Genomic DNA, 12,691 nt, shown 5'->3' on the forward strand with positions numbered 1-12,691 from the left:
TTAAAAATCAACTGCAACGCTGGCAGAATACATCCTGGTTAAAGGATAGCGGCCGCCATCCACGCCATAGAACTGGCTGTTGAGTTGCACTTCCTTACCAATGGAGGCACCCACCTCGGGATCATAGCCTTTATACTTTGTGAAAGTGGCCAGGTTCTGCACGCCGACGGAAAGTCTTACCGCTTTTATAACCGGTTGCTTTCTCAGCAGCGAGTTAGGTACATTATATCCCAGTTGCACATTCTTGATCCTTATATAGGAGCCGTCTTCTACAAAGAGATTGGTGAAGCGGTTGCCGTTACCATTTACGTCTGAACCGGTAATCCTGGGTACTTTGGTGCCGGGATTCAGCAGGGTAGATTTATCTCCGTCGTTGGTAAACCTGGCATAGTCGAAAGCCTCTACCAGTAGGTTACGTCCGAGGTTGATGTTATTGGGGTTGGTGTTTTCAAAGCGCAGGTAGTTATAAATATCATTGCCTTGTGAACCAGTAATCAGTACGCTCAGATCAAAGCCTTTATAGGAGAAAGTGTTGGTGAATCCAAAGGTAAATTTTGGCCAGGGATTCCCGATAAAGGTCTGGTCACGGGAGTCGATTACATTGTCGCCATTCAGGTCTTTGTATTTGATATCGCCTACCCATACGCCGCCATCTTTGGATACATCGAGGCGGCTGCCATCTGCTTTGGTGGGGATAGCGCTCTTGTTGATCTCGTCTACAGAAGCGAATATGCCATCGGCCACGTAGCCATAAAACAGCCAGGGTGCTTGTCCTACGGCAGCGCGTTCACTGAAGTTATTCATATACCAGGCGCTGTGTGAAACAAAGGCGTTGTCTGAATAGAACTGCAGGATTTTAGTTTTAAAGGAAGAGATATTGAAATTGGTTCTCCATACAAAACCGCTGCCGCTCTTGATATTCACGGTGTTTAAGGTGATACCAAAACCTTTGTTCTGCAGGGAACCGATATTGATGGTAGGTGGGGTGATGGCGCCTTCTCCCTGTGTGCCCATGTAAGCGGGCAAAGGATTTAGCAGCAGGAGGTTATCTGTTTTTTTGATGTAGTAGTCGCCTTCCAGTTGTATCCTGTTGTCCAGCAGACTGATGTTGAAGCCTATATTTTTTGTGGTGGTAGATTCCCACTTAATGTTTTCATTTCCATACAGCGCCGTAGCAAAACCGGTTCCCCATGGGGTGGTTACTGCATTGAGCCGTGCGTATTGTGCGCCACCGCCGCCGGTGTTACCGGTGGTGCCATATTCTGCCCGCAGTTTGAGATCGTTGATGAAGCTAACATTTTTCATGAAAGGTTCATTGGAAATGCGCCATGCTGCTGACACAGAGGGAAAGTAGCCCCATTTGTTGTTGGTGCCGAAGTTGGAAGATCCATCTGCACGGCCGGCCAGCTGGAGGATATATTTATCGTTGTATACATAGTTGATACGTCCGAGGTAAGACTCCAATGCGCCGGAACCTTTGCCGGAGCCGGTGGTTTGTCCCTGGGCATTGCCGAGATTGAGCGAAGGGATTTCGTTGCTGGCGAAGCCGGTACGGGAGGCGGAAAAGCTCTGGTAATTCCATGCCTGTGCCTCATGGCTGGCCATTACGCTGATGCTGTGTTTTCCGAATGTTTTATTGTACTGTAACAGTTCATTGAGGTTCCAGTAGAAATTTTTGTTGGTACTAATGCTGAGCGTAGCTTTTTCATTGGAGGCATATCCCAGCTGGTACGTAGGCGTAAATTTAGATCCGTCGGCATATTCGAAATTGCCGTTAAAGCTGGTGCGGAAGGTAAGTCCTGGTATAAGATTTAATTCCGCGCTAACGCCGCCGAGGCCTCCGGTTCTTTTATAGTTGTTGTTAACCAGGTTGGCGATGGCTACCGGATTGAGTGGGGCGTACTGTGCGTTGTTACCAAATTCATTGGTAGTGGCACCGCCCCAGCTGCCGTCCGGATTTTTTACAGGGACATTAGGCGCTAGATTGATGGCGTTTCTGATTACATCTTCGCTGGTAGCGCCCAGTTTTTCTTTCGTCTGGTAGAAATTAAGGGAAGTACTTAATTTGAGCCAGTCGAATGCTTTGTTGTCGAGGTTGAGCCGGAAGGAATAGCGATCGAAGTTAGAGCCGATAGCTACCCCCTGTTGGGAGAAATATTCACCTCCCATGTAGTAGTTGGTATTTTTATTTCCATTGCTAACGGTGACCTGGTGTTTTTGTAAGGGAGCTACTTTAAAAAGTGCCTGTTGCCAGTTGGTGCCTGCGCCGAGTACCGCAGGGTTTTTGAATTCCGGCGTAGGCGTGCGATTCAGTTGGCTGGCAATTTCGTTGCTCATAATGGCAAATTGTTGCAGGCTCATTGTATTCACTTCTTCCGGCCTTTCCTGGGAAGTATAGAGATAATTATAACTTACTTTCAGGCCTGCCTGTCCTCTTTTGGTGGTGATCAATACTACCCCGTTGGTGGCGCGGGAGCCATATACAGCGGTAGCGGAGGGGCCCTGCAATATTTCCATGGATTCAATGTCAGATGGATTGATACCTGCCAGCGGATTCACGGAGCTGGTAACGCCATAAGATACTACAGCCGGTTGTATCTGTACCCCATCTATTACATACAATGGCTCGTTGGTACCGCCAATAGTATTTACCCCGCGGATATTAACGGAGATGCCACCACCCGGCTGCCCGGAGTTTTGTGTTACATAAACGCCGGCAGCGCGGCCTTGTATGGCCTGATCCAGGGTAGTGTTAATCGTTTTGTTGATATCGGCAGAGGAAATAGACACCTGCGCGCTACTCTGGTCCGTTTTTTTCATGGTGCCGTAACCTATTACTACCACGTCCTGGAGAGCGCTCCTGGATTCGCTGATAACAATATTCTGAACAGCGCCATTGCCTACGGTTACCTCTTTCGTGGTAAAACCAATAGAACTGATGGTGAGTACCTGACCGGGGGCGGCGGCGATACTGAATTTGCCCAGGGCGTCGGTAGCTACACCGGTAGTAGTGCCTTTAAAAACAATAGTGGCGCCGGGCACAGGTTGCCCCGACTCGTGGGCAGTAACAGTACCTGTAATTTTTTTTCCTGGAGGTGGATTTTGTGCGCTTGCAGTAAAAGCAAAGGCACAGCAAGTGATCGTTAGCCATACCCATAGATATGGCTTTCCAGTAATACTGGCTCTTTTCATACGTGGAGAAATTAAAAATTTTTAAAAAAGGAATCTTCTACTGACTTTGGTTTTGCTATTTCATAGACGTAGCATTTGTGGCGATGGGGATAAAGTTATTCTTATTGATCCTAATGCAGGGTATCCGGATGTTTATAATTCAGGTTATTATGTTGCGTGGCAAGGGTATTAAATGTATATGGTCAAGGGTATATTTTGTTGCAGCTATTCTTTTTTCATTGCGGCGGCATAGGCAGAAGGCAGTACCTGGTACATCATTTTGAAGTACTTAGTAAAGTATTTCGGGTTGTTAAAGCCTACTTCGTAGGCAACTTCTGCTACGCTCATTTCTGTTTGGGCAAGCAATTGGGCTGCCCGCTGTAAGCGTACTCCCCTGATAAACTCAATAGGAGGCTGCCCGGTAATACTATAGATGCGCCGGTAAACGGATACCCGGTTCATGAATAGTTCCCGGCTTAGTTCTTCTACGGAGAAGTTGGCGTTGGACAGATGTTTATTCACAATTTCCAGGGCTTTTTGCAAGAACTTTTCGTCGGCCGATAATAAGGCGGTGATAGTATCCGGTGGTGGTAATACGATCATTTGTTTGGCGGGCGCCTTGCGCGTCAGTAAGTTACGTACCCGGGAGAGCATGATTTCAAATCGTACGGGTTTAATTATGTAGTCATCTGCCCCGTTTTCCAATCCACGCAACTGTTCTTCTTCCGCTGTGAGGGCGGTCAGTAATATCACAGGAATTTGCCGGGTGCGGTTATCACTTTTGATTTTGGTACAGAGGGCGAGGCCGTTCATGGCGGGCATATTAACATCGCTTACTACCAGATCGGGGTGCGTGGACAGGGTCTTCTGCCAGCCGCTCACGCCATCAGTCGCCTCAATAATATGATAGTGGGCTTTCATGTTTTCTTTCAGGTAAAAGCGGAAGTCGTCGTTATCTTCTACCAGCAGGATGGTTTGTTTTTCTTCTTGTTTTAACTGGGTGGCAGGTTCGGGAGTGATGGGTTCCGGCAAGGCAGGGCCCACTAAGCTGGCAGTGATGGCGGGTTCTGGCGGCACAGTGGCAGCAGGAAGTATTTCCAGGGGTAAGTGAAGGGTAAAGGTAGTGCCTCTATTCACCTCGCTGTTCACCCCGATGGTACCTTTACAGAGTTTGATGAATTCCCGGGTAATGGCCAGGCCAATACCGCTGCCCTGATTCACAAATCCGCCGGGGGAATCGCTGTGAAAAAACTGCTCAAAGATTTTTTCATGCCGTTCCGGGGGGATGCCGATCCCGGTATCGTCTACGCGGATTTCGAGGAGCGCCTGATCGTTTGTTTGGGTATAGCTGGTAAATACTTTTACGCTGCCCCCGGAGAGGGTGAATTTAAAAGCATTGGAGAGCAGGTTAAATAATATCCGCTCCATTTTATCGTGATCGAAGCTGGTAAACAAAGTTTCATTTTCGGCAAAAAAGGAAAATTCCACCTGTTTGCGTTCGGCCAGGTCTGTAAAAGAGTATACCACATCGCGGATAAATGCGATAATGTCGCCATTGGCCGGATTTAACTTTAGCTCCTGCATTTCCATCTTCCGGAAATCCATCAACTGGTTAGCCAGGTAAAGCAGTCGTTTGGCATTACGGCGTATCAGGTATAGCTTGTGGCGGAAGTTATGGTCGGTTTCATGGGCAATGACTTCTTCCAGGGGCGCTATGATCAGCGAAACGGGTGTTTTGAATTCATGACTGAGATTGGTGAACAGTTTAATTTTGAGCATGTCCAATTCGTGCAACTGCCGGGCTTCGCGCCGCTCCTGTTCCAGCGCAAAACGGCGTTGTGCCCGGTGAAGTACAATCTTTCTCAACAGCAGGAGGATAGCCGTTATCAACAGCAGGTAAGTGATGTAGGCCAGTGGCGTGGCCCAGAAGGGCGGCAGGATGCGTATATGCAGGGAAATGCCCTTCCATTGATTCACCTGGTCGTCACTGACTACCCGCAGGTACAAGGTATAGTTGCCGGGGTTGATATTGGTGTAGTTAATACGCCTGGATTTTCCGTCGGTGGTTTGCCATTCTTTATTAAACCCTTCCAGCTTATAGGCATAGGTATACCGGTTTTTATCGGTATTGGTAAAATCGAGTGTGGCGAAATCGATGGAAAAATCGTTTTCGTCATGGCGTAGCACAATTTCCCGGGTTTCAGGCATCGCAGCAGGCAGTATGACGTGATGGTGTATAGTTTCATTTACTGCAATAGTGCGGTTAAATAATTGCAGGCTGGTAAACACAATGGGGGGTTCCTGCCGGATGGGTTTTACAGCCGCCGGGTTAAAAATATTGAATCCGTCGTAGCCACCAAACAGCAGTTCGCCAGACCTGAGCTTGAGCGCGGCGTTGATGTTAAACGCATTGCCCTGCAAACCATCTTTTTCGTCGTAGTTATGGCAGTTGATGTTGATCCTGCCATTCTTTTCCGGTAGTACCGTTATTTTACTCAGACCATTGGATGTGCTTACCCATAGGTGATGGTCGTTGTCTTCCAGGATAGAAATAATGTTGTTATCGGGTAGCCCGTCTTTCATACGAAAAACAATAAACTGTTGTTTGTCCGGATCGTAGGCATTGAGGCCATCGCGGGTACCTACCCACATGATGCCGCGGCTGTCGCAGAGCAGGGAATTGGTGTTATCGTTGCTCAGTTGGTGCGAGTCGTGTAGGTAGTGAATGTACACGCCTTTGGCTTTATCCAGTACATCGATGCCGTAGGCGGTGCCTATCCAGAGACTGCCTTTGCGGTCTTCCGCCAGGTCGGTAATGAAATTGGAATGCACGGAGTTCGGAATGTTGGCGTTGTTGTGATAGAATAAGCCGGCCGACTGGTCGAAGCGGTCGAGGCCTCCTCCCAGGGTGCCAATCCAAAAATTCTGCTGGCTGTCTTTATAGATCTTCCATACACTTTTACTACCCAGGCTGTTTTTGGCGGCGCCTGGCCGGTAGTGGGTAATGCGGCCATTATTGTAGTGGTCGAGGCCACCGAAGTAGTATCCTATCCACAGGCTATTATCACTGTCTAAAAACAAGCTTAAGATGACGTCGCTGCTGATACTGTTGTCGTTGCCCGGATCGTGTTTTAGCTGTGAAAACGTATTGGCCTGGCGATCGAAGTAGATGAGCCCTCCGCCGTTGGAGCCGATCCATATATTTCCTTTCCGGTCTTCTGTAAAGCAGTTGACATCGTTATAGCTTAAACTCTGCGGATCGGCATATTTGTGTACATACAATGAAAACTTCATCATATTTTCCGCATAGTAACTGACGCCCCGTTTATAGGTGCCGCACCAGATGATGCCCAGGTTATCTTTATACAGGGTATAAATGGTGTTTTCCGCGATGCTTTTTACATCTTCCGCACGCTTACGGAGATAATAACAGCTGAAGTCGGCCTTGTTCAACACATTGATGCCACCGTGATCGGTGCCAATCCAGATATACCCCTTCTCATCCTGCACAATACCGTTAATGATATCGTTATTGAGTGCACTGTTTTTAGACGTGAGGCGGCGTACATTGCCGGTTTGGCCGTTGATATAGATGACGCCGAAATCGGTGCCTGGCATGTATATCCACTTGTCGAGCTGTGCGTCGGTAAAGAGGCGGAGGGATAGTGGCCGGTTATCGATAAAATGGGTGAGGGTATCCGTGTGTGACAGCAGTTGCCCGTTTTTTTCCTGTAGTATATCCAGCTCGCCATTGATATAAAGAACGCCTAACTGCCCCGGTGCAGTGGATGTAATATCCGCCACCGGTACGCCTGTATGGAATTGCCAACGTTGTACTTTTTCTCCTGCTAACTGATAGATGTTACCATCCTGGTAGCCTATCCAGCAGGATTGACTGGTTTGCTGCAAGGCAGTGATCCCTGTAATGGGCAGGCCTTTACTTTTCAGCCATCCGGCGGCATTGGTAAACTGTTCGGTAACAGGATCATACAACACATCGCCGTTCCGGGTGCGTATAAACAGCCGGTTGCCAGGAGCAGAAGTGATGGCGGTAACATAGTCGTCGGAGATGGAAGAGGAATCGGTGGCACTATGCCGAAACACCCTGCAATTAAAGCCATCATAGCGATTCAGGCCACTCATGGTGCCAAACCACATGAATCCACGATTATCTTTAAAGATGCAATTTACCTGGTTATTGGAAAGACCATTGTTTACATTCAGCGAGGAAAACTCCTGGGCATTGGCAGGTAGCAGGAAGCATAATAAGAGTGAGATCAGTAGCGTTGTCTTTAACATAACGTGTGGTAGTGGCGTGGTATAAATATAAACATATTAGGGAGATAAAAGTAGGGGGTGGATTAGTTGTCGTTTTTACATTTAATGGCAGGTTATTGCTGCTTCTCCTGAGATGGGAGAGAAGCTTGCGCAGGATTTAGGTATTGCTGATTTATATATAGATAAAGTGGGGATAGCTGCTGGAAAATCTGTTTCCAGAAAAATGCCTCGCAAACATGTTAATTCCAGATAATCTCCGCTAATTCTTTCACTTACTTTTTGTTGAATAACATGCTTTATTCGGCTGACCATGGATTGTATGATAGTATCACGTGATACTATCACGTAGGGGAGACAGGCAGTATCAGAGCCTGCAATATTTCAAGTTTTTTTAAACTTATAGACGGATGTATTCTTATCTCCTCCCTTTTTCAGAATGCCTGCTTCTACGGCCTCTTTCAGATCACGGCTGGCAGTAGCAACAGATATATTTTTGAAATGCGCCAGGTAAATTTTTCTACTAAAGGAAGCGCCCTTTATGAACGCTGCAAATTGTGTTATCCTGTCTTTCCCTTTTATAGGGACCAATTGATTCAAAGACAATTCATTTAAGGTTTCCTCTATTACAGTGAGCATAAATTCGATAAATACGGTGGAGTTCCCCGATTTGTCGGCAATACTGAGTGCTTTGTAGTAGTCCTGCTGACGCTTTTTTACTACCGCTTCAATAGGAAGAAATTCAAAAATAGGATAGTGCTCTTTAAGGATAATGGTTTGCCAGAAGCGTCCCATTCTTCCGTTTCCGTCAATGAACGGATGAATAAATTCAATTTCATAGTGGAAAACGCAACTTTTTATGAGTGGGAGGTCCTTATTACTTTTTAAATAAGTGAATAATTCGTTCAGCAGGGGTTTTACCATTTGCCCAGGAGGAGCAATATGAGCAATCTTTGATCCATTAACGATTCCAACACCTGTATTCCGTATTTTTCCAGGTGCGGCGATGAGCCCTTGCATCAATATCTTATGGGCCTTTAAAAAGGAGGTTTGACTATTAGGCTTAAATTCCTGGATGGCATCATATAATGCTATAGCATTTTTTACTTCCAGGATGTCCTTTTGGGGGGCTAATATCCTCTTGTTATTTAAGATGGCAGTCACTTGCTCTTCCGTAAGTGTGTTACCTTCAATTTCCAGTGAGGATTGTATGGTTTTAATCCGGTTAGTTTTTCTTAAAGTTGCGGGAGCTTTTTGCAGATGAGTAGCATTTATAGCTCCAATCTTTTCAGAGACAGAAGCAATAAGCTGAAGAATGCTATTTGTTATCTGATATGGAGGAGTCATTTTTTTAACAATGATAGTATCATGTGATACTATCAAATATAAATTTTTTTAAGCACTCCTGTATAGATTTAAAAAACAATGATAGTATCACATGATTCTATCATTGCGTCGTGCTATTAAAAAATTAAACCCACTCTCAGAGTGGGTTTCTTATTGTTGCCTGACCTGGATTCGAACCAAGACAAACAGAGTCAGAGTCTGTCGTACTACCGTTATACTATCAGGCAATAGTAAATCAGGACCGCGAAATTATAACTTTTCTCATAAATACCAAATTTTTAAGCACTTTTTATTGCGATTTGCACAAAAAATATGCTGTAATAGTATGGCTGCCAGGTATTTATATACCACTGAATTACCATTTCAGCCTCTTCCCTTATTCTTGTAAGCGCAAGCGCATTTGTAAAACCCTGCAATCAATACCCTCAAATTATGCTGTTAACAACCGCCACGTCTTTCCTGCGTCCCGCTCCCGGCTTTGCCTCTTTTATCTTTGTCCATCGCCGGAACCAGCTGTTATTGGCAGGTGCAGTAGTAATGGCCATGATTAAAATGATGGTGTTTAAACATTTTTTTCCATATATGGATTTTACATCCGATACCGGGTCTTATATGGAAACAACCCTGAAGCACATGGATTATAATATCTGGCCTATCGGGTATTCCAGGTTTTTATGGTTGTTTCACCAGGTATCGCATTCAGAAACAGTATTGGCAGTATTGCAGTTTACTTTGCTGGAGGTGAGCGCTTTCTTCTTTTATTTCAGCGTGGTATATATCTTTCATCCCGAAAGTTATTTCCGTTATGGGTTTTATGCCTTTCTGCTCATTAATCCCTTGTTTCCTTTCCTGGGCAATTATTTTATTTCAGATGCTTTGTTTTTGTCATTGGGACTGACCTGGATTACCCTGCTGTTGTGGATCCTGCATAAACCTACCACCACTTTACTGGTATTGCATGGACTGGTGTTGGGGGCGGCATTTACCATACGTTATAACGCCATGTTTTATCCGCTGGTGGCATTGATTCCTATCTTGTGCTCCCGGTACCGGCGCTGGCAGAAGATAACAGCTATTTTGCTCCCGGTGGTGCTGATTACCGCCTTTGTATTGTTTGTCCGCCAAAAGAGTTATGAGCATGCGGGCATACGTTTGTTTTCCGCTTTCAGCGGTTGGCAAATGATGAATAACTCGATGTATATGCTGCAGTATGTTAAAATAGATTCCACGGGCGTACCTGCTGAGTTGGAACCTATGCATAAACTGGTGTACCAGTATTGTACATTGTTGAAACAGGGCAAAGGCAGGATAGATCCAAGTGTTGGATCGGCATTTATGTGGGATAACGGCGGACCTCAAAAGATCATGCTGGCGCGTTATAACCAGGCGCACCCGGGAAAAGATACCTATACTGGCTGGGCGAATGTGGCGCCTTTGTTTGGTAGCTATGGTACATACATGATAAAAAAATATCCCTGGGACTTTCTTCATTATTACCTGTGGCCCAATGCCAAACAATACCTCTTCCCTGAAATGGAAGTGCTGGCAGCCTATAACCGCCCTTATATGGGATCCAACTTGCAAAATGTGGCAGCTTTCTTTACAGATGGCGCAAAAGAAAAGCCGGTGGGTAAATACGGGGATATACAACTAACGCTCATGGCTATATTTCCCTGGCTGATTGTTGTTTGTCATGTGCTGTTCCTGGAGGAAACGATCCGCTACCTTATCAGGAAAGGGATCAGGCGTACCTCCCGCAAATTTAACCTCGCCTTGTTGCTATGCTGGACTTTCATCCTGCTCAACTTTGGCTTCAGCGTGTTTGCAGCGCCTATTGTGCTGCGTTACCAGGTATTGCTCATCGTATTATTGCTGGGATATACGCTGTTGTTGACAGAGGTCATCGACATGCCGGAACGTTCGCCGGAGGAAATAGCGGCGGAAGACGAGCGGGCGATGCTCGGTATCTGAACAAAGAAGATATGCCCGATAAAGTTTTTTTCGCTGTATCTTAACCGGCGGAAAACACCTGGTATGGTGTATACCTTTCCTGGAAAGCTGGCAGATGGCCAGTTGCCGGTCATGTTCAGCATACAACAACGGCGCATGGATGCTTATGAAGACGATAATCATATTTATTGGGAGCGCCTGAGGAAAGGCGACAAACAGGCGTTGTTTGCGTTGTATAATAACACCTATTCACATTTGCTGCGATTTGGATTGAAAACAGGCAGCAACGATGAACTGGTAAAAGATTGTATTACCCAGTTGTTTCTGCAGCTGTGGACCAAGCAGGCTACGCTGCCACCTGTGACGAATGTGCAGGGATACCTGTTTACGGCCCTGAAACGACAACTACTTGATCAGTTGGCCTACCAGGCCAAAATCCATGCAGCTATTCACCGGATGACCGATAAGGAAGCGGAGAGTGAGTTGTCGTACGAAGAAATGATTATCCGCCACCAACAGGACGAAGAAATAAAGCATCGCCTGCAACAGGCGCTGAAAGCGTTAACTCCCCGGCAAATAGAGCTGGTAAGGCTGAAGTTTTTTGAAGGAATGACTTATGAACAAATCGCTGCCCAGACATCGCAAACCGTGAAAACGGCCTATAATACGATCTATGACGCCATCAAGACGTTAAGAAAAATGCTGAAATAAACAGCGCTCTTTCTCTCTCTCAAAAAAAAATTGAAAAATCCTTAGGAAAAAAGCTGCTTTATGCCGTCTGTATATCTAAAGGCATTACCTACATGAATTTCCAGGATTACGAAGCCATTGATTTTGCTTGCGACGAATCTTTCCAGCGCTATTGCCTGGAAGAGCAGGAGGCAGATATACAGTTTTGGGAGAACTGGATAACCAGGCATCCTGAAAAAAGCGCCGCTGTGGCTGAAGCCCGCCATATGGTGAGACTGTTATCTGCCGGCCAGGGTAACCGCCTGGAGCAGCTAAAACACCTGGAAGACGGGATCGCGCGCTATGACTTGCTGCATCAGGCACTGGAAGAAACAGTGCCTGTAACAATACGCCGGCCCCGGCGTATATGGCCATATGCTGCCATGATAGGAGGCGTACTCGTGCTGGCTGCCGGCGTGTTATTTTTTTCACCGTATCAGCAGAAACCTGTTGAAGAGGCCACTGCTATCAAGTCCGGCGGCGAGCCGCGGAAAACGGTGGTATTGCCCGATGGCTCTGCCATCGTTTTACGGCAAAATAGTACTATACAGCTGGCGCCGGGATTCAATCACAGTAACAGGAGCCTTACCCTCACCGGCGAAGCCTTTTTCGATGTTACCCAAAATGCACAGTTCCCCTTTATTGTACATACTGCTGCACTTGATATCAAAGTGCTGGGTACTGTTTTTAATGTCAGCGCCTACACAGGTAGCGGACAAACAGCTACCGCCCTGTTTAAAGGAAAGATAGAGGTAACGCTGGCCGGGAAACCCACACAGAAAATAGTACTAGCACCTAATCAGAAATTAACAACCAATACAACCACTCCTTTTACGGTAGCATCATTGGATGCTGACCCGGTGAATCATAAAGCCAGGGAAATTGCCTGGGTAAGAAACCGGCTCGAAATAGAGAATGAACCGCTGGAGCAAATCGCTGCCGAATTGGAAAAATGGTATGGCATCCGGATCGTATTTGCCGACGATACAGTGAAGCAGTACCGCTATTCAGGAACTTTCGAGAGTGAAACAATCATAAAAGCGCTGGACGCGCTGCAATTATCGTATCCATTTAATTTTAAAATGCTTAACGGAGAAATTATTATCAGTAAGTAAACGATATATCAACCAAAAATAAAAAGGGGGGAAGTGCTGGAACACTTCCCCCGGACTTAGGTCAGAAAAATGTCGGATTTGATCATTTACTAAACCAACATCAA

The 12,691-nt window shown here is 46.2% G+C and carries 6 protein-coding genes and 1 tRNA gene; 3 read left to right on the forward strand and 4 right to left on the reverse strand.

What is annotated here, in order from left to right; all coding sequences use genetic code 11:
* The 4 genes from HGH90_RS23650 to HGH90_RS23665 form a co-directional block, all read right to left on the reverse strand.
* The gene (locus HGH90_RS23650) at nt 1–3,192 is read right to left on the reverse strand and encodes a SusC/RagA family TonB-linked outer membrane protein (RefSeq protein ID WP_169192028.1); all 3,192 of its coding nucleotides are present in this window, start codon (nt 3,190–3,192) and stop codon (nt 1–3) included.
* 204 nt (nt 3,193–3,396) lie between these two features.
* Nucleotides 3,397–7,470, reverse strand: coding sequence for a hybrid sensor histidine kinase/response regulator transcription factor (locus HGH90_RS23655; RefSeq protein ID WP_169192029.1), 4,074 nt, complete (start codon nt 7,468–7,470; stop codon nt 3,397–3,399).
* Nucleotides 7,471–7,830: 360 nt separating this feature from the next.
* A complete protein-coding gene (locus HGH90_RS23660) occupies nt 7,831–8,829 on the reverse strand; it encodes a Fic family protein (protein WP_168765849.1) in 999 nt (332 codons plus the stop codon).
* A 120-nt stretch (nt 8,830–8,949) separates the two neighbouring features.
* Nucleotides 8,950–9,020, reverse strand: a tRNA-Gln gene (locus tag HGH90_RS23665).
* 205 nt (nt 9,021–9,225) lie between these two features.
* On the opposite strand from HGH90_RS23665, the gene HGH90_RS23670 reads away from it, so the two are divergent.
* The 3 genes from HGH90_RS23670 to HGH90_RS23680 all read left to right on the forward strand — a co-directional run bounded on the left by HGH90_RS23670 (nt 9,226) and on the right by HGH90_RS23680 (nt 12,587).
* Entirely contained in the window at nt 9,226–10,764 is a 1,539-nt protein-coding gene (locus tag HGH90_RS23670) for a hypothetical protein (RefSeq protein ID WP_169192030.1), read from the forward strand.
* A gap of 63 nt (nt 10,765–10,827) precedes the next feature.
* Complete coding sequence (locus HGH90_RS23675) at nt 10,828–11,454, forward strand: RNA polymerase sigma factor (protein ID WP_168766208.1); 627 nt, start codon at nt 10,828–10,830, stop codon at nt 11,452–11,454.
* Nucleotides 11,455–11,546: 92 nt separating this feature from the next.
* Nucleotides 11,547–12,587, forward strand: a complete 1,041-nt coding sequence (locus tag HGH90_RS23680; RefSeq protein ID WP_168766209.1) for a FecR domain-containing protein — start codon at nt 11,547–11,549, stop codon at nt 12,585–12,587.
* Nucleotides 12,588–12,691 lie beyond the last annotated feature (104 nt).

It is taken from the genome of Chitinophaga sp. Ak27 (assembly GCF_012726295.1).
GTDB lineage: Bacteria > Bacteroidota > Bacteroidia > Chitinophagales > Chitinophagaceae > Chitinophaga.